The following is a 17,716-nucleotide window of genomic DNA, read 5'->3' as shown; positions in this document are numbered from 1 at the left end:
AGAGAAAAAAACGGTTCTACACTCCGACTTTGGGGATTCGGGGGGTTACAGGAGCTGGCCATGGCCAATGCGTACTGGACTCAATCATTACGGCTGCACAAGCGGCTCGGTGCGGGGCTGGCTTTTGCCATGCTTACGCTCTCTTGCGCCAATGCAGCGACACAGGAAGTCAACGGCACGCCCGGTTCACCCAGCGCGACCACGACCATCGACGGCAGATATCTCCCGAACCCTCCCGCAGCATTCGGCGGAGTTATCAACCTCGACGCCACGACCTCGACGCCCTACTGGTCCCCGACCGTCGTACCACCCAAAGACGCGCCGAATATCTTGTTGATCATCACCGATGACGTCGGCTTCGGTGCGCCCAGTACCTTCGGTGGGATTATCCCGACGCCGGCCATGGATCGCGTTGCGGCAGCCGGGTTGCGCTTCACGCAATTCAATTCGACGGCACTGTGCTCACCGACGCGCGCCGCCTTGATTACCGGGCGCAATCACCATTCCGTCGGTTTCGGCGTCATCACCGAAGTTTCAACGGGCTATCCCGGCTACAACAGCGTCATTACCAAGGACAAGGTGACCATTGGCAAAATTCTCAAGGACAACGGTTACGCAACTTCGTGGTTTGGCAAGAACCACAACACGCCGTCGTTCCAGATCAGCCAGGCCGGTCCGTTCGACCAATGGCCCATCGGCATGGGCTTTGATTACTTCTTCGGGTTCATGGGTGGCGAAACCAACCAGTGGCAACCGGGCAATCTGATGCGCAACACCACGCCGATCCATCCTTACGTCGGCAAAGCGGGTTGGAACCTGATCACTGCGATGGCGGATGACGCCGTCAGCTACGTCAATGAATTGAACGCGCTCGATTCGAAGAAGCCGTTCTTTCTTTATTACGCGCCCGGAGGCACCCACGCCCCGCATCACCCGACGCCCGAATGGATCGCCAAGTTCAAGGGCAAATTCGACATGGGGTGGAACGCCGCGCGCGACCAGATCTTCGCCAATCAGAAGCGCCTCGGTGTCATCCCGCCGGAAGCCAAGCTCACTGCGTGGCCGGATGAACTGAAAAAATGGGACGAACTGCCGGCGGACGAGAAGAAACTGTATGCCCACCAGATGGAGGTCTATGCGGCCTATCTCGCGTACACCGACCATGAAATCGGCCGGGTGATCCAGGCGATTGATGACATGGGCAAGCTCGATAACACGCTGGTTATCTACATCAGCGGCGACAACGGCGGTAGCGCAGAAGGCACACCCAATGGCACGCCGAACGAGATGACCACCTTCAATGGAATCAACGTACCGGTGGCCGACCAGATGAAATATCTCGACGCCTGGGGTTCGGACCAGACCTATCCGCACATGGCCGTGGGCTGGACCTGGGCCATGGACACCCCCTTCAAGTGGACCAAGCAAGTGGCGTCACATTTTGGCGGCACGCGCCAGGGCATGGCCATTTCCTGGCCAGACCGGATCAAGGATGCCGGCGGCATCCGAAACCAGTTTCACCACGTCATTGACATCGAGCCCACAATCCTCGAAGCCACCGGCATTGATGCGCCGCTCCAGGTAGACGGTATTGCGCAAAAGCCTATTGAAGGCACGAGCATGGCTTACCTCTTCGACAAGCCGAATGCCGACAAGCCATCCACGCGCATCACGCAGTATTTCGAAATGCTCGGCCTGCGCGCGCTCTACCATGAGGGTTGGATGGCATCGACGACGCCCTACCGCGCACCTTGGGACGTCACCGCGCAGCCACCCAAGGACATCGTCAATGGCGTCAAATGGGAGCTGTACGACATCACCAAGGACTGGACGCAGAACGACGATGTCGCCGCCGCCAACCCTGCAAAACTCAAGGAACTCCAGGATTTGTTCTGGGTGGAAGCGAACAAGTATCAGGTGTTACCGCTCGACGCCTCCGGTTTCACGCGCGTCGTTGCGCAGCGCCCGAGCATCGTGGCCGGACGCACCGAGTTCAATTACTTGTCGCCAGTGACCGGCATTCTTCCAGGCAACGAGCCCAACCTATTGAACAAATCCTACGTCATTTCGGCTAACGTCACCGTTCCGGAAGGCGGGGGCGACGGCGTGCTGGTGACGGACGGCGGCCGCTTTGGTGGTTATGCCCTCTACCTCCTCAAAGGCAAGCCGGTTTTCAACTACAACCTTGAAGGCGTGGCGCGATTCCGTTGGGAAGGGACCGAGGCGCTTACACCCGGAAAGCACGGCATCAGCTTCGATTTTAAATACGCGGGGCCGGGATTCGGTAAAGGCGGCACCGGTGTGCTGTCGGTGGATGGCAAGCAACTGGCTAGCCATACGATCCCCCACAGCGTTCCATTCGTCTTCGGCGTGGACGAAAGTTTCGATGTCGGCTCCGACACCGGCACCCCCGTCGATGACAAGGATTACCAGGTGCCGTTCGCTTTTACCGGTTCGCTGCACAAACTTACCGTCAAGCTCGAACCCACGCAGTTGAATGTCGCGGGCAAGGAAGCAGCTCAGAACAAGGTCGGTAACAAAGACTAGGAAAAACCACGCGGATCATCTCTCACGAGATGATCCGCGATTTACCCGCGACAGCCTCCTTAATGCAACCCGTCGGATTGATTCAGTCTAATGTAATCAGATATTTTCCTGAGAGTCCGGTATGGGTCCAGGCTGTGTGAAAACGAGCTAAATACGTCGAAAACTGAGAGTCGCGAGGATTGCATGTGGAATAAGCGGGCGGAAGTGCGAATTACCATGGAAGGTTTGGCGCTGAAATCGCACTACACTCCACCAGAGCAACAAACGATTTATACGCGCCGCTCGCAACGCGGTTCGAACGGGCTGCATGCCATGGCCGGCGCGCTACTCGCATGCGACGCGAGTCTTCCTCACGACGGCAGGAATTCCAAGGTGATGCGATGCGCAATTTTCTCTCATGAACCATTTCGCTATCGGACTCATCGCCTTCGTCGCTATCTTCGGCGGCGCTCTTATTGGCATCTTTGCTGCGCGGGCTCTGCCCGAGCATCACCTCAGCAATGAGTCGCGCAATGCGATCTCCGTTTCAGCGGCGATTGTCGGCACGCTTTCGGCCTTGGTGATCGGCTTGATGATCTCGACGGCGAACAGTTCGTTCTCGACACGGTCGAGTGAAGTATCCAGGATCGCCGTCGACATCGTCCGCATTAACCGAGTGATGCTGCGTTACGGACCAGAGGCGGAGGATGCCCGCGTTAAGCTGCGCAACTACGCGAGGGCGAAAATGCAGGAGTTGTTCCCGGCGGCAGGGGAACCATCACAGTCAACCGATGCGACTGTCGGGATGATGGAGGCGACACAAGAATCGATTCTATTGCTTGTTCCGACTGATCCAAGACAGCGCTGGCTGCGCTCGCAGGCTCTCACGCTTTCAGACGATCTCTTACAGGCGCGCTGGCTGCTGGCGGAACAGCGTGCCAGCAACATTCCGATGCCGTTCCTGATCCTGCTGATCTTTTGGCTTAGCCTGGTTTTCGCCAGCTTCGGTTTGTTCGCACCTCGCAATGCCACGACTATCGCCGTTTTCTGCCTCTGTTCGGTTGCGGTTTCGGGAGGCATCACAATGATTCTGGAGCTGGACTCGCCCTTCTCCGGCCTCGTCCATGTCTCCGGTGAGCCGATGCGCCAAGCGCTGGCCGAGATCATCCGTTGATCAATTAGTCGAGGATGGGGTCGGTCAGCACATAAAATTCGCCTAACCGAAGACCTCATTATTCGCGGAACTGAGACACTCGAATATCTCCTTTTAGCGGTGACTGCATGGCCGGAGTGGGTCGGATAGCGACCCCCCACGCACTGTGACTGATCCACCCTTGTCCTCCCTCAACGTGGAGGACAAGCTATGAACACTATTGCTACATACAGCCATCAGCCTTGGAACAAGGGAAAGCTTGTCGGGCAGAAAGCCCCGCTCCGAGTCAGAGATATCTGGGCCATTCGGGTCAGACTCCAGCTCGCGGAGAAGACATGGGATCTGGCTCTCTTCAACTTGGCTATCGACAGCAAGCTGCGTGCCTCTGACTTAACCAAGCTGCGAGTACGAGACATAGCCCATGGGGAACATGTTTCGTCACGGGCCATCGTGATGCAGCAGAAAACTCAGCACCCAGTGCAATTTGAAATCACAGAGCAAACCCGAACGGTTCTGGAGGCTTGGATGCATCAGGCCCACCTCCGCAGTGAGGACTTCTTGTTTCCAACCCGGTTGCACGGCTCAGATCATCTCTCCACCAGGCAATACGCTCGAATAGTCAAAGTGTGGGTGACAGCCATTGGCCTTGACCCAACCATGTACGGTACCCACACGCTACGTCGAACCAAGGCATCGTTGATCAATCGCAGGACGAAGAACCTGAGAGCTGTCCAACTCCTGCTTGGCCATACGAAGCTGGAAAGCACCGTCAGATACTTAGGAATTGAGGTGGACGATGCTCTAGAAATGGCTGAGCAGACAGAGGTTTGAATCCCGATAGCGACGGGCGCAGCTTAACCGTCGCTATCGGCCGAAATCGGTCGCTCATCCCAAACACGGCATTTTGTCTGGAGTTTAATGCTCTGGTCATATCCAGGGAAGAAAGCTCAAAGGCATCGTGATCATATACAAGTAGATAAATCAGCTGATTACCGGGGATACGCCTACACCCCTTGATACATCCGGCATACACAATCCCTGGAACTGCCGCAGGTTACGATCTTTTGATCTTGGTCTTCTGAACGTAAGCGTCATCGCCAAAAGCTCACAGGCTACGCCAGTTCCTGTACTGACCGCGTCCTACCTCGATTAATCGGGTGCATCCAGTCAGTGTTTGCTGGTGACTTTCGGAATTCATTGACCCACCCGAATTCTCAGAAAACGAAAGCCTCAAGCTGGATTTCAGAGGCTGCATATAGGTCAGTCAAAATCGGCACCCTGGGTCAAGATCGCATCAGCGCCAACAGTCATGGCCTTGATCAGTTTGCGAAACGTGAGCACGGTCTCCTAGCGTCGATATAGAAAACCCAATCTGAAGTTTTTACACACTCTGGGCCAAAAGCGGTCAGTCAGTGCGTTGTAAATATATCTCCCGCCTCACATGAGCAGAGTAGTTTATGAGCCTAATTAGGTGTCCGGGATTAGTAGATCACTGTAAGGGGCCGGGGAACACACCTTCCGAGCCCGAGCAATAAGGGCGATTGTGTCCGCGTATTTTTAAGCGGACGCAATTACCCTTAATGCCAGGATCGTCATGCGCCAACGTAAGTCATACCCGAAATCCTTCAAGACCCAAGTCGTCCAAGAGTGCGAGCAGCCCGGTGTTTCCGTGGCAGCTATTGCGATGAGTCACGGGATTAATGCCAATGTCGTTCGCCGGTGGATACCGCTTTACCGTGATCAGCAGGCAGTCGCGCTGCCAGCTTTCATTCCTTTGAAAGTCGCGCCGGTTGAACCAAAACAAAAGACCGAAGCATCGGCGATCATTGAGCTGGCGCTTGGCGAGCAATCGCTCATCGTGAAATGGCCAACTTCCGACCCTGACGGATGCGCCCGCTTTGTCCGAGGGCTTGTCCTATGATCCGCATCGATTCCATCTGGCTCGCCACCGAGCCGATGGACATGCGCGCCGGTACCGAGACGGCATTGGCCAGGGTGATCGCGGTGTTTGGTGCGGCGAAGCCGCACTGTGCTTATCTATTTGCCAACCGCCGCGCCACGCGCATGAAAGTTCTGGTGCATGACGGCTTCGGGATCTGGCTGGCGGCTCGGCGTTTGAACCAAGGCAAGTTCCATTGGCCAGGCATTCGCCAAGGCTCTGAAATGGAGTTGGATACCGAACAACTCCAGGCTCTGGTGTTGGGTCTGCCATGGGCAACGCGCGGGCTCCGGCGGTGCGATCACACTGCTTTAACGGCTGCCATTAGCCTATCCGTCTATCGCCGCGAACTGTTTGCTCTGGCAAAATCGGCGCCATGACTTCGCTCCCCAATCTCGACCACCTTACCCCTGAACAACTGCGTGCTTTGGCGGCGCAGTTGTTACAGCGTGTTGAGACGCTCGACCATCAAGTCGACACACTGGGTAAGACGGTCGAGACGATGGGCAGGAAGATCAACCGCGATCAAACGGTTATCGAGAAGCTCACCCACGAGATCGCACAACTCAAGCGTTTGAAGTTTGCCAAGCGCAGTGAGCAGATGAATCCTGAGCAGGCCTGCTTGCTCGATGACCTGATCGATACCGATATCGCGGCGATTGAAGCAGAGCTTCAAGCCTTGCAAACAGTGCTGGCTCCGACCGAGAAAAAGCAAAAGCCCAAACGCACTGCTTTGCCGGCAGAGTTTCCACGCACGCTAATCCATCACGAACCGGACAACACTCACTGCCCATGTGGCTGCGCACTCAAGCGTATCGGTGAGGACGTCAGCGAAAAGCTGGACTACACGCCCGGCGTGTTTACCGTTGAGCGCCATGTCCGTGGCAAGTGGGTCTGTGATGACTGCGAAACGCTGATCCAGGCGCCGGTTCCGGCGCAGGTCATCGACAAGGGAATCCCCACTGCCGGGTTACTTGCCCACGTCATGATCGCGAAGTTTGCTGACCACCTGCCTCTTTACCGTCAGGAATCGATCTTCGGCCGTGCCGGCTTGGCGATTCCACGTTCAACTTTGGCTCAATGGGTGGGTGTGACTGGGGTGCAGTTGCAACCTCTGGTCGATGCACTGCGCGACGTAGTGCTTGGACAGCAGGTTATTCATGCCGATGAAACACCCGTGCAGATGCTCGTGCCGGGCTCAAAGAAAACCCACCGCTCTTATGTGTGGGCCTACGCCACAAGCCAGTTTTGCGAAATAGCAGCTGTTGTTTATGACTTCAGCCCCAGCCGTGCTGGTGAACATGCTCGCAACTTCCTGCAAGACTGGAAGGGCAAGCTGGTGTGTGATGATTTTGGCGGCTACAAGGCCAGCTTCGCACTCGGCGTGACCGAGATCGGATGCATGGCCCATGCGCGACGCAAGTTCTTCGAACTGCACGCGACCAACAAGAGCATGCTCGCTGAACAGGCCCTGCGTTACATCCAGTTGCTTTACGAAATCGAGAGTGAAGTGCGTGACCTGGAACCGGATTTACGGCGCCGAATACGGCAAGAAAAAGCCGTACCGGTGATGGATATGCTGCATGCCTGGATGATGGCCCAGCGCGATCTCGTGCCTGAAGGCTCAGCCATCAGCAGAGCACTGGATTACAGCCTGAAACGCTGGGCAGCGTTGTCGCGCTACCTCGATGACGGGGCTGTACCCATTGACAATAATTGGGCGGAGAACCAGATCCGGCCTTGGGCGTTGGGGCGCAAAAACTGGCTCTTCGCAGGTTCGCTGCGCAGCGGCAAACGGGCGGCCGCGATTATGAGTTTGATCCAGTCTGCGCGGCTCAACGGGCATGATCCGTATGCGTATCTGAAGGACGTGCTCACGCGCCTGCCGACGCAGCGCGCGAGTGATATCGACCAGTTGCTGCCGCATAGGTGGCAGCCGGTCTAATCACGCAAGGCGTGATGCCCGGACGCATACAGATCACTACAGAAGTGTCCGATAACTCAGCGGTCAAAGGCTACTCAATCTTTCCATTTTTTGCTTCGCAGTCGCTGTCGGTTGTACAAGGAACAGGTCCGCCAAGGAAAGGCGGAAGCCAAGATGAGCTAGTGTGCTGTTTTCGAAATAATTTACCCGCCAGCCTGTGAGACCATCGCCTCACGGGCTCGCTGTATCTTGTTCAAAATATCTTCTCCCTTTGCATTCCAGACATAGCGAGTCGGCTGTGCATTTCGCAGTGCCAGGAACGTGGTAATCGAACTCTCCAATTCGCGAACCGAGCTGAAACTGCCCTCACGCAGATATACCGTGATGTCGCGAAAGAACCGTTCAACCATGTTCATCCACGAGCTGGAGGTCGGGGTGAAATGCATGTGGAAGCGTTTGTGCTTCTCAAGCCTTCGCCTTCGCCTCCGGGCTGGCGGCGATCTCCACCGTGCTCGAACTTGCTCGACGCTGGCGCGCACATCGTCTCCGGCAATGACCTGTACGGCGGTACTTTCCGACTGTTCGATAAGGTGCGCCAACGCAGCGCGGGGCATCGCTTCAGCTTCGTCAATCTGGCTGACCCGGGGGCATTCGAGGCAGCGCTGCAAGACGACATGCGGATGGTCTTGGTCGAGACGTCGAACAATCCTTTGCTGCGCCTCACTGACCTCGCCGACATCGCGCGCATCTGTCGCGAGCGAGGCATCATCTGTGTGGCCGACAACACCTTTGCCAGCCCGTGGATACAACGCCCGCTGGAGCTGGGCTTCGATATCGTGGTGCACTCGACGACCAAGTATCTGAACGGCCACTCCGACGTGATCGGCGGCATCGCGGTGGTCGGGCAGAACGCAGAACTGAGCGAGCGCCTGGGCTTCCTGCAGAACTCGGTGGGTGATGGTCAGGTGCGTCAGCTTCATGTGTGGACTCCTTCTCACGGTTGACTGTGGTTCGCACCTTCAGTCTGGCACTCAAGATGCCGAGGTGAGGAGGAGTCCATCCCATTGCTTATGATGGCTTATGATTGCTTATGGTTAGGGGGCCGGTGTCCTGTCTCCCAATCACATCGTCCGCCCAGCTTATGGCCGCAACGACGGTCGGGAAACCGAGCGTGCTCGTCAGCGAGATCAGTGTGTGACGGATCTGCTCTGTCGTAGCGCCCGCATCCAGTGCCCGTCTGGTATGACTGTGCACTGCGCCCTCAGAGCGGATGGCCGCCGCGGCGCCTAGCTGGATCAGCTGGACAACTTTCTCGTCCAGTGGGCCGGCATGACGCACAGCCGCACCCAAGGCATCCACTGCACCCAAGTAATCCGGGTACTGCTGTTTGAGACGTTGGTACGTGTTGTGCTCTCTCTTCCTTCCCATCTTTGTCTCCTTGCGTTGGAGGTGCGATTCAGTGCTCGCCTTTCACTTCAGGCAACGCTCTACGAGCTCCGCGGCGCTGGTCACTGGGACTTCGCAGGTTCGGTTTCGGCACACATAGGCGCTGGTTTTCCCCGCGAGCGAATGCCGGCCTACGCCGATGGGCACATCCTCGGCAAAGCCCAGGACGCGTCCCGGCAAGTAACAGCGCTGCAGGTTCGCCACCAGGGCGCTGGCGGCGGAACGTTCGCCAGCAATGAAGATGCTGATAGGGCCACTCTGTATGAAGTCCTGTGCCGCCAGGAGATGGGCGAAGCCGAAGGGATTCTGGGCGGCTGCGGCGCGGTACATCGCGAACACCTGCTCGGCGCGCTCCCGGTAAAGCTCGCGGCCGGTTAGCTCATAGAGTCGCAAGAAAGCGAACGTACTGGTCGAGGTGCCCGATGGCCAGGCATTGTCGTGCGGCGCGCGAGGCCTGTGCACCAGCGGCTCGCCATCGCCGGGCGTGAAGTAGAGTCCGTCCTCCCAGAACTTCTCGAGGATCAGTTCGACCAACTGCGTGGCGCGTTCGAGATAACGCTGATCGAAGTCGCACTCGTAGAGATCGATCAAGGCGTTGGCGAGGAAGGCGTAGTCATCGAGGAAACCTGGAACCTTGGCGGTGCTCTCCCACCAAGCCCGGTACAGGCCACCCTCGGGAATCGAGAGTCGGTCCAGAATAAAATCGGCGGCGCGCCTCGCGGCGTCCAGGTGGGCTGTGGTTCCGGTCGCCTGGTAAGCGGCACAGAGGCCCTGGATCATTAGTGCGTTCCAGCTGGTGAGGATGTTCTCGTCGCGCCCTGGACGAATGCGTTGGGCACGCGCCACTAATAGCGTGTCGCGCAGCCCCGCCAGTTGCACCTCCTGCGCCGCGTCCAGTGCTGCTGCGCGGTGCAGCACGGTGGTGCCATGCTCGAAGTTGCCTGTGACGGTCACGCCGTAGGCCAGGCAGGCCAGCTCGGCGTCCGGGTCGCCGAGGACGGTCTGCACCTGCGCGGGTGTCCACACATAAAACTTGCCTTCTTCTCCCTCGCTGTCAGCGTCCTCACTGGCGTAGAAACCGCCCTCAGGGTGCGTCATGTCACGCAGGATGTAGTCAATCGTTTCCTCGAACACGCGCCGCCAGGCAGGCTTGCCGGTCGCGCGATAGGCGTCGGCATAGAGCTTCACGAGCTGGCCGTTGTCGTAGAGCATCTTTTCGAAATGGGGTACGGCCCAACGCTCATCCACGCAGTAACGAGCGAAACCACCGCCCAGGTGATCATAGAGCCCACCGGCGGCCATGCGATCGAGGGTCAGCGCCAGAGAGCGCAGCAAGTCCGGCTCGTGTAGACGCTGATAGAGGCGTAGGACGAGATCGTGGCAGGCCGGGTTGGGAAACTTCGGTGCGCTGTTCAGGCCACCGTGCACAGGGTCGGTGTTCTTGGCAAACAGCCGGGCGGCGGCGGCCGGCGGGTCTTGCTCCAGTAGCGTATTGCCCTCCAGCATCAGAGTCTCCATGACGCCGTAACCCTTGAGAAACTGCTCGACGTTCTGCTGAAGTGCCGCGCGGTTGTTTTGCCACGCCTCGCTCAGACCGCGCAGGAGCTGCGTGAATCCAGGCCTGCCATAGCCCTCCTGCGGCGGGAAGTAGGTGCCGCCGAAGAACGGCTCGCGCTGCGGGGTGAGGAACACCGTCAGCGGCCAGCCGCCGCCCTGCCCCAGCATCTGCACAACTGTTTGATAAATGTCATCGAGGTCAGGCCGCTCCTGGCGGTCGACTTTGATGTTGATGAAGTGCTCGTTCATCAAGCGCGCAATCTCCGGGTTCTCGAACGACTCGTGGGCCATCACGTGACACCAGTGGCAGGCGGCGTAACCCAGCGACAGGTGGATAGGCTTGTCCTCATCGCGCGCACGGCGGAACGCCTCCTCGCCCCAGGGATACCAATCGACGGGGTTCTCTGTGTGCTGCCGTAGATAGGGCGAAGTTTCTTCGGCGAGTCGATTGCTCATCGCTGGCTCCTCACAACAGACCAAGCTGCAGGCGGGCCGCATCGGACATACGGCTTTGATCCCAGGGCGGCTCCCAGACGATCTCGACCTCGACCTGGCTGACCCCGGAGATGGACTGGACCTTGGTGCGCGCCTCCTCCTTCAGTACATCGCCCATCCCGCAACCGGGGGCGGTCATGGACATCTTGATCTCGACTCGCTGGCGGCCGTCGCCGAGCGGCCGGGTTTTGCATTGGTAGATCAACCCGAGATCGACCACGTTGACCGGAATCTCCGGATCGTAGACAGTGCGCAGCATGTCGAGTACCTGCTGGATGTCGAAGGCGCTGCTGATCGTCGGTTGGCCGCCCGCTTGGGGCTGCCCTTCCTGATGAACATCCTGGCCCAGTGCATCGGCATCGCTGGCGGCGATCCGCGCCAGCCGGCCCCCGGAGATCTGAACCGTGAAGCTGCCACCGAGCGCCTGGGTCACCACCACGCGCTCGCCGCGCCTCAGCTGCAGCCGCTCACCGCGCGGAATCAGGGTCACCGCGCAGTCCCGCGTGAGCTCGATCGGTTGCAGACGACCCGGCTGATTCGGGTTATCGAACTGGAAGCCGGCGCCATGCAGGTCATACACGAAATCGATAGACAGGCCATCGGCTCGCTCTGCGCTCGCGGGATCGAGCAACAGGGTGATGCCGTACGTTTCGACGGCAATATCGCCCTCTGTGCCGAGCTCGAAAAGCAACTCATGGGCGAAGCGCTCGTCGATCTTGAGTCGCACCGAGTCCCCGCTCCCATCTTCCTGAGCGGAGCGCAAGATTCGCCGCGCCGAGTCGCTGAGGCGAATGTTGGGGATGAATAGATCGGCTGACATGGCTTACTCCGTGGAGACCTGTGAACCGCCGTCTTCCAGGGCACTGCGCAGCGTGTGCCAGGCCAGAGTGGCGCACTTGACCCGCACAGGGAACTCCCATACCCCCGAAAGCACCGCGAGTTTGCCTAGCTCCGCGGGTGTCACTTGGGCGTTTGGCCCTTCGGTGAGCAGCGTATGCACACGGACAAAGAGTGCCAGCGCCTCTTCCGGCTTCTTCCCCTTGACCGCCAGGGTCATCAAGGACGCCGAGGCCTGGGAGATAGCGCAGCCGGCACCCTGGAAGGCGATGTCCTCGATCACGCCGTCTGCGAGCCTGATATAAACCCTGAGCTGATCGCCGCACAGCGGATTGAAGCCCTCCGCCGTACAGGAAGCATCCTCGATCTTGCGGAAATTGCGCGGCCGCTTGCCGTGATCGATGACCACCTCCTGGTAGAGGTCGCGCAGTTCATCGCCGCTCATCGAAACACCTCCTGGACCTTGGCTAAACCTGCCACCAGCGCATTGATATCAAGCTCGGTGCTGTAGCAGCCAAGCGAAGCGCGGGCGGTGGCGGCCACACCGAAACGGTTCATCAAGGGCTGTGCGCAGTGGTGCCCGGTGCGAATCGCTACCCCCTCGCGGTCGAGGATGGTACCGATATCGTGCGGATGGATGCCGTCGAGGACGAACGAAAGAACGCCGACCTTCTCCGCAGCGGTGCCGATCAGCCTGAGGCCGGGCACCGCCACCAGCGCCTTTAGTGCGTAGGCCAGCACGACCTGCTCGTGGGCAGCAATGGCCTCTGGCCCCAGCTCACCGAGAAAGTCGATCGCCGCACCGAGACCTATTGCGCCGGCCATGTTCGGTGTCCCCGCTTCAAACTTGTACGGTGGTTTGTTGTAGACAGTCTTCTCGAAGCTGACCGAGAGGATCATGTCGCCGCCGCCCTGGTAGGGAGGCATGGCTTCGAGCAGCTCGCGACGGCCGTAGAGCACGCCTATGCCGGTGGGACCGTACATCTTGTGGCCCGACAGGGCGTAGAAATCGCATCCTAGCGCTCGCACGTCGACCTTGAGGTGGGGAGCCGCCTGGGCGCCGTCGACCAGCACACGTACGCCTCGGGCGTGGGCGAGTTCGACAATGCGCCGGATCGGGTTGATGGTGCCAAGCACATTTGAAACATGGGTGACGGCCACTAGTCGGGTCCTGGGCCCGATCAGCCGTTCCAGCTCATCGAGCAAGAGTTCGCCGGCGTCGTCGATGGGGGCCACCCGCAGCCGGGCACCGGTCTGCTCGCAGAGCATCTGCCAGGGCACGATGTTCGAGTGGTGCTCCATGGTGCTGATCAACACCTCATCGCCCGCGCGGACCTGAGCCTTGCCATAGGTTTGCGCCACGAGATTGACCGCTTCGGTCGTGCCGCGGACGAAGACGATCTCTTCGACGTGCTCGGCGTTGAGGAAGCCCTGGACCTTGGCCCGAGCCTTCTCGTACTCCTCGGTAGCGCGCACCGAGAGGTAGTGCACACCACGATGCACGTTGGCGTTCTCCTTTAAGAAGAAGTGCGACATGGCATCGATGACCGCCTGCGGCTTCTGGCTGGTCGCGGCGCTGTCGAGGTAAATCAGCGGCTTGCCGTAGATCATCTCCGCGAGGATCGGAAACGCCTGGCGCACGCGCTCAACGTCGTAGCCTGCCGCCAGGTTGAGCTGTTTCGGTAGTGTCTGAAGGCTGCTTTTGAGGTCACTCATACCAACACCGCCAAGCCCCGCAGCTGCGCGGCGACCACTCGCTCCACATGGGCCCGCAGCGGCTCCAGGTGAATGAGCTCCAGCATCTCGCTGACGAACGCAAAGGTCAGCAGAGACCGCGCCGCCGCCAGGGGAATCCCCCGCGAGCGCAGGTAGAAAATAGCCTGCTCATCCAGTTGGCCGACGGCGACGCCGTGGCCGCACTTGACGTCATCGGCGAAGATCTCCAGCCGTGGCTGGGTGTTGACCTGGGCCGACGTCGACAACAATAGATTCTTGTTGATCTGGCTGGCATCCGTTTTCATCGCACCCGGGCGCACGATGATCCGCCCGTCGAAGACCCCGTGCCCACGATCATCGATCACGCCCTTATAGAGTTCGCGACTGGTGCAGCGCGGAGCCAGGTGCTCAATGGTCGTCTGGTTGTCCAGGTGCTGCTCGCCCCGGGGCAAGTACAGACCGTTCAGGGCGACCTCCGCGCCGGGCCCCTCGAGCACGACCCGAACCTCCTGCCGTGCCAGCGCCGCGCCTAGTGCCCAGGAGTGCGCGGAAAAGTGACTGCCCTGGGCCTGGCGCACGCTGAGCAAAGCAACATGGAACGCCGCCCTGCTCTCGTTCTGCACCGTGTAATGATAGAGCGCCGCGCCTGCGTCGAGCACCACCTCGCTGACCGCATTGCTGAGGTAGACCTCACCCTCGCGACCAACGTGGCTTTCCACCAGGATCGCCTGGCTCCCTGCCCCCACCCACACCATGGAGCGCGGATGGGTCACGCGCGGCACGGCCCCCGGGTCCGATAGGAACACCAGGTGGATCGGTTTTTCGACCGTCGTGTGGGCGGGTATCTGCACCCACGCGCCGTCCTCGGCGAGGGCCGCATTGAGCGCCGTGAAGGCCTGCGTCCGCACACCGAACGCATGCGAGAAAAGAGCTTCAAGCGCCGCCCCGCTATCGGCACGCAGCAGCGTCGCGAGAGGGCTCACCTGGATGCCTGGGGGTAGCCCCTCGAGCATCGAGAGCTCAGCGGCGAAATAGCCATTGACGAAGACCAGTCGCGGGCCGCCGTAGTCGCCGGCCAGCCGTTCGACGCTGGCAGTGGACAGGCGCTGGCTCGCGTCCGGCACGGCCGGCTGAAAAGGGGTTTCGAGGATGGGCGCGACTCGCGTGTACTTCCAGGCCTCGTCCTTGGCCGTGGGAAAGCCCTGTTCGGCCACCCACTGAAACGCTGCGCGGCGCAATTCCTGCAGCCAGGCAGGATGCCGCGCGTCGGCCCGGGGCTCGAGCCGGCCGAGGAACGCTACACTCGCCGCGGTGTTCATGGCCCGGCTCCGGGCTCTGGCGCGGCCTGTTCGAAGCTCGCATAGCCGTGTTTCTCGAGCTCGACGGCAAGGTCCTTGTCGCCGGACTGCACGATCCGGCCGTTGGCCATCACATGGACGCGATCCGGGACAATGTAGTTGAGCAGTCGCTGGTAGTGCGTGATGACGAGCAGCGCGCGATCCTCGCGCTGCAGCGCGTTGACGCTGGCCGCGACGATCCGCAGCGCGTCGATGTCGAGGCCCGAATCGGTCTCGTCGAGAATCGCCAGCTTGGGTTCCAGAATCGCCATCTGGAAGATCTCGTTGCGTTTCTTCTCGCCACCAGAAAAGTCCACGTTGACGCAGCGGTTCATGAAGCTCTGGTCCATCTCGAGCAGCGCCATGCGCTCCTTGGCGAGCACGAGGAAATCCAGCGCATCGAGCTCATCGAGCCCGCGCTGCTTGCGCACGGCGTTGAGGGCCGTGCGCAGGAAGTAGAGATTGCCGACGCCGGGGATCTCAACCGGGTACTGGAACGCGAGGAAGATGCCAGCGACCGCGCGCTCTTCCGGTGGCATGGCAAGCAAATCCTGGCCTTCGTAAAGCACCTCGCCGCTGACCACGTAGGTATCAAAGCCTGCTAGCACCTGGGCCAGCGTGCTTTTACCAGAGCCATTAGGCCCCATGATCGCGTGCACCTCGCCGGCGTTGACCCGCAACGTGATTCCCCGCAGGATTTCACGGCCTTCGACACTGGCGTGCAGATTCTTGATCTCGAGCATGCTCCACCCCGGGCCTCAGCCCACGCAACCCTCCAGGCTCACGCCCAGCAGTTTCTGGGCTTCCACGGCGAACTCCATCGGCAGTTCCTTGAGCACCTCGCGGCAGAAGCCGTTGACGATCATCGGCACCGCGTCCTCCGCGCTGATGCCACGCTGCCGGCAGTAGAAGAGCTGCTCATCGCTGATCTTCGAGGTGGAGGCCTCATGCTCTACCTGAGCGCTCGGGTTCTTCACCTCGACGTAGGGGAAGGTGTGCGCGCCACATTGGCTACCCAGCAGCAGGGAGTCGCACTGCGTATGGTTGCGGGCGCCCGTCGCGGCCTTCTGGATCTTCACCAGGCCACGGTAGGTGTTCTGCCCATGGCCAGCTGAGATCCCCTTAGAAAGGATGGTGCTGCGCGTGTGTCGGCCGATGTGGATCATCTTGGTGCCCGTATCCGCCTGCTGGTGGTTGGCCGTCAGGGCGACCGAGTAAAACTCGCCGACCGAATAGTCGCCCTGGAGAATCACCCCCGGATATTTCCAGGTGATGGCGGAGCCGGTCTCGACCTGAGTCCAGGAAATCTTCGAGTGAGCTCCTGCGCACTTGCCGCGCTTGGTGACGAAGTTGAAGATGCCGCCCCGCCCCTGGGCATCGCCCGGGTACCAGTTCTGCACCGTGGCGTACTTGATCTGGGCGTTATCCAGCGCGACCAGCTCGACCACCGCTGCGTGCAACTGGTTATTGTCGCGCATTGGCGCGGTGCAGCCCTCGAGGTAGCTCACGTAAGCGCCCTCTTCCGCGACGATCAGCGTGCGCTCGAACTGGCCGGTATCCGCGGCGTTGATGCGGAAATAGGTCGACAGTTCCATTGGGCATCGCACGCCCTTTGGCACGTAGCAGAATGAGCCGTCGGAAAACACCGCTGAGTTCAGTGTGGCGAAGAAGTTGTCGCTATAGGGAACGACCGAGCCCAGGTATTTGCGCACCAGGTCTGGATGGTTCTGCACGGCTTCGGAGAAGGAGCAGAAGATCACGCCGACCTTCGCGAGTTTGTGCTTGAAGGTGGTCGCCACCGAGATCGAATCGACCACGGCATCCACCGCGACGCCCGTCAGGCGCTCCTGTTCGGCGAGCGAGATACCGAGTTTGCCAAACATCTCGCGCAGATCGGGATCGACCTCGTCAAGACTATTGGGCCCCGGCGTTTTCGGCTTGGGCGCCGAGTAATAGATGATGGCCTGGTAGTCGATGGGCTCATAGTGGACGTTCTGCCAGGTTGGCTCGCGCATCGTCAGCCAGTGGCGGTAGGCCTTCAGGCGCCAGTCGAGCAGCCACTGTGGCTCGTGCTTCTTCGCCGAGATCAGGCGAATGAGGTCTTCGTTGAGGCCGCGCGGGGCGGCGTCGCTCTGAAAATCAGAGACAAAGCCATACTTGTACGCCCGGTTGCTGAGCTCGCGGATCCTGGCATTGTCGGTGCTCATCGCTGATACCTCCTGCTTTTGGCAGGACGATGTGATCGTTTAACTATACTCCTTCCCTATATCTTGCGACTCGAGCTCGTCCGCAGCGTTCAAACATCCGACGATGTCCGCAACAGGATGTCGTTGCCGTCCACCCGGACCTCGAACTGCTCGACTCGATAAACCGGTTCTGTGAGGCACTCGCCGCTGGTTACGTCGAACTCGTAGGCGTGAATGGGGCACGTCACCACGCTGGCGCAGAGCGTTCCTTCTCCCAGCGGGCCGTCCTCGTGCGGGCAGGTGTTGTGGATGGCGAAATACTGGCCGTTCACGTTGAACAGCGCGACGGGGGTTCCCCCCAGGTTCACGGTCTTGCCGGTACCCGGTTCGATATCGCCCACACATGCGACCTTGACGAATTCACTCATGGCGCCGCTCCAGGGTGCGACCGGTGCTAGTAGCTGAACGCTGAGCCGCCTGAGTCAACAGCTAGACGGTCCCCTCTTGATTGTCATTTTAGCTTCTAGATCTGCTCCTGACTCGTCAGGTTTCGATCACCGAGACTTGCGCACAGCCACAGTAGGCTACGCTTTCAGCAGC

The 17,716-nt window shown here is 59.9% G+C and carries 15 protein-coding genes and 2 pseudogenes; 7 read left to right on the top strand and 10 right to left on the bottom strand.

Annotated elements, in window-relative coordinates:
* The first annotated feature begins 60 nt into the window (after positions 1–60).
* From ACA058_RS10920 to tnpC, 6 genes are all read left to right on the top strand, one after another.
* Positions 61–2,547, top strand: coding sequence for an arylsulfatase (locus ACA058_RS10920; RefSeq protein ID WP_497639082.1), 2,487 nt, complete (start codon positions 61–63; stop codon positions 2,545–2,547).
* 397 nt (positions 2,548–2,944) lie between these two features.
* Positions 2,945–3,700, top strand: a complete 756-nt coding sequence (locus tag ACA058_RS10915; protein WP_497639081.1) for a bestrophin-like domain — start codon at positions 2,945–2,947, stop codon at positions 3,698–3,700.
* A 189-nt stretch (positions 3,701–3,889) separates the two neighbouring features.
* Positions 3,890–4,510 (top strand): tyrosine-type recombinase/integrase, encoded by a 621-nt coding sequence (locus ACA058_RS10910; protein WP_497639080.1) that lies wholly within the window; start codon positions 3,890–3,892, stop codon positions 4,508–4,510.
* 763 nt (positions 4,511–5,273) lie between these two features.
* Positions 5,274–5,600, top strand: coding sequence for an IS66-like element accessory protein TnpA (gene tnpA, locus ACA058_RS10905; RefSeq protein WP_497635028.1), 327 nt, complete (start codon positions 5,274–5,276; stop codon positions 5,598–5,600).
* Positions 5,597–5,998, top strand: coding sequence for an IS66 family insertion sequence element accessory protein TnpB (gene tnpB, locus ACA058_RS10900; protein WP_497639079.1), 402 nt, complete (start codon positions 5,597–5,599; stop codon positions 5,996–5,998). Before tnpA ends, tnpB begins: the two co-directional genes overlap by 4 nt.
* On the top strand, positions 5,995–7,563 hold the full coding sequence (tnpC, locus tag ACA058_RS10895) for an IS66 family transposase (RefSeq protein WP_497635027.1): 1,569 nt from the start codon (positions 5,995–5,997) through the stop codon (positions 7,561–7,563). The genes tnpB and tnpC overlap by 4 nt, the downstream gene beginning before the upstream one ends.
* A gap of 182 nt (positions 7,564–7,745) precedes the next feature.
* Here the strand turns inward: tnpC and ACA058_RS10890 are convergent.
* Positions 7,746–8,012 (bottom strand): annotated as a pseudogene (locus tag ACA058_RS10890) (IS630 family transposase); the annotation flags it as partial.
* Here ACA058_RS10890 and ACA058_RS10885 point away from each other — a divergent pair.
* A pseudogene (locus ACA058_RS10885) lies at positions 8,006–8,498 on the top strand (PLP-dependent transferase); the annotation flags it as partial. The pseudogenes ACA058_RS10890 and ACA058_RS10885 sit on opposite strands and share 7 nt — an antisense overlap.
* A gap of 112 nt (positions 8,499–8,610) precedes the next feature.
* Here ACA058_RS10885 and ACA058_RS10880 read toward each other — a convergent pair.
* The 9 genes from ACA058_RS10880 to ACA058_RS10840 form a co-directional block, all read right to left on the bottom strand.
* Positions 8,611–8,970, bottom strand: coding sequence for a carboxymuconolactone decarboxylase family protein (locus tag ACA058_RS10880; RefSeq protein ID WP_497639078.1), 360 nt, complete (start codon positions 8,968–8,970; stop codon positions 8,611–8,613).
* 42 nt (positions 8,971–9,012) lie between these two features.
* On the bottom strand, positions 9,013–11,001 hold the full coding sequence (locus ACA058_RS10875) for a thioredoxin domain-containing protein (protein WP_497639077.1): 1,989 nt from the start codon (positions 10,999–11,001) through the stop codon (positions 9,013–9,015).
* A 10-nt stretch (positions 11,002–11,011) separates the two neighbouring features.
* Positions 11,012–11,860: a putative Fe-S cluster assembly protein SufT gene (gene sufT / locus ACA058_RS10870; RefSeq protein ID WP_497639076.1), complete on the bottom strand. Its 849-nt coding sequence runs from the start codon at positions 11,858–11,860 to the stop codon at positions 11,012–11,014.
* Between the two features lie 3 nt (positions 11,861–11,863).
* Positions 11,864–12,322, bottom strand: a complete 459-nt coding sequence (gene sufU, locus ACA058_RS10865; protein WP_497639075.1) for a Fe-S cluster assembly sulfur transfer protein SufU — start codon at positions 12,320–12,322, stop codon at positions 11,864–11,866.
* Entirely contained in the window at positions 12,319–13,593 is a 1,275-nt protein-coding gene (locus tag ACA058_RS10860; RefSeq protein ID WP_497639074.1) for a SufS family cysteine desulfurase, read from the bottom strand. The genes sufU and ACA058_RS10860 overlap by 4 nt, the downstream gene beginning before the upstream one ends.
* On the bottom strand, positions 13,590–14,912 hold the full coding sequence (sufD, locus tag ACA058_RS10855) for a Fe-S cluster assembly protein SufD (protein WP_497639073.1): 1,323 nt from the start codon (positions 14,910–14,912) through the stop codon (positions 13,590–13,592). Before sufD ends, ACA058_RS10860 begins: the two co-directional genes overlap by 4 nt.
* Positions 14,909–15,673: a Fe-S cluster assembly ATPase SufC gene (sufC, locus tag ACA058_RS10850; protein ID WP_497639072.1), complete on the bottom strand. Its 765-nt coding sequence runs from the start codon at positions 15,671–15,673 to the stop codon at positions 14,909–14,911. The genes sufD and sufC overlap by 4 nt, the downstream gene beginning before the upstream one ends.
* Positions 15,674–15,688: 15 nt before the next feature.
* Positions 15,689–17,137, bottom strand: coding sequence for a Fe-S cluster assembly protein SufB (sufB, locus tag ACA058_RS10845; RefSeq protein ID WP_497639071.1), 1,449 nt, complete (start codon positions 17,135–17,137; stop codon positions 15,689–15,691).
* Between the two features lie 89 nt (positions 17,138–17,226).
* Positions 17,227–17,544 carry a Rieske (2Fe-2S) protein gene (locus ACA058_RS10840; protein ID WP_497639070.1) on the bottom strand — a complete coding sequence of 106 codons (318 nt, stop codon included), beginning with the start codon at positions 17,542–17,544 and terminating at the stop codon, positions 17,227–17,229.
* Between the last annotated feature and the right edge of the window lie 172 nt (positions 17,545–17,716).

This window comes from Pseudomonas sp. LBUM1649, assembly GCF_059716155.1.
The sequence above is the reverse complement of the archived record's forward strand: the minus strand, read 5'-3'. Positions and strand labels throughout refer to the sequence as shown.

What these genes read in the sequence shown, in the direction of transcription:
- ACA058_RS10920 (WP_497639082.1), top strand. Translation starts at nt 61, where the DNA reads ATGGCCAATGCGTACTGGACTCAATCATTACGGCTGCACAAGCGGCTC.
- ACA058_RS10915 (WP_497639081.1), top strand. Translation starts at nt 2,945, where the DNA reads ATGAACCATTTCGCTATCGGACTCATCGCCTTCGTCGCTATCTTCGGC.
- ACA058_RS10910 (WP_497639080.1), top strand. Translation starts at nt 3,890, where the DNA reads ATGAACACTATTGCTACATACAGCCATCAGCCTTGGAACAAGGGAAAG.
- tnpA (WP_497635028.1), top strand. Translation starts at nt 5,274, where the DNA reads ATGCGCCAACGTAAGTCATACCCGAAATCCTTCAAGACCCAAGTCGTC.
- tnpB (WP_497639079.1), top strand. Translation starts at nt 5,597, where the DNA reads ATGATCCGCATCGATTCCATCTGGCTCGCCACCGAGCCGATGGACATG.
- tnpC (WP_497635027.1), top strand. Translation starts at nt 5,995, where the DNA reads ATGACTTCGCTCCCCAATCTCGACCACCTTACCCCTGAACAACTGCGT.
- ACA058_RS10880 (WP_497639078.1), bottom strand. Translation starts at nt 8,970, where the DNA reads ATGGGAAGGAAGAGAGAGCACAACACGTACCAACGTCTCAAACAGCAG.
- ACA058_RS10875 (WP_497639077.1), bottom strand. Translation starts at nt 11,001, where the DNA reads ATGAGCAATCGACTCGCCGAAGAAACTTCGCCCTATCTACGGCAGCAC.
- sufT (WP_497639076.1), bottom strand. Translation starts at nt 11,860, where the DNA reads ATGTCAGCCGATCTATTCATCCCCAACATTCGCCTCAGCGACTCGGCG.
- sufU (WP_497639075.1), bottom strand. Translation starts at nt 12,322, where the DNA reads ATGAGCGGCGATGAACTGCGCGACCTCTACCAGGAGGTGGTCATCGAT.
- ACA058_RS10860 (WP_497639074.1), bottom strand. Translation starts at nt 13,593, where the DNA reads ATGAGTGACCTCAAAAGCAGCCTTCAGACACTACCGAAACAGCTCAAC.
- sufD (WP_497639073.1), bottom strand. Translation starts at nt 14,912, where the DNA reads ATGAACACCGCGGCGAGTGTAGCGTTCCTCGGCCGGCTCGAGCCCCGG.
- sufC (WP_497639072.1), bottom strand. Translation starts at nt 15,673, where the DNA reads ATGCTCGAGATCAAGAATCTGCACGCCAGTGTCGAAGGCCGTGAAATC.
- sufB (WP_497639071.1), bottom strand. Translation starts at nt 17,137, where the DNA reads ATGAGCACCGACAATGCCAGGATCCGCGAGCTCAGCAACCGGGCGTAC.
- ACA058_RS10840 (WP_497639070.1), bottom strand. Translation starts at nt 17,544, where the DNA reads ATGAGTGAATTCGTCAAGGTCGCATGTGTGGGCGATATCGAACCGGGT.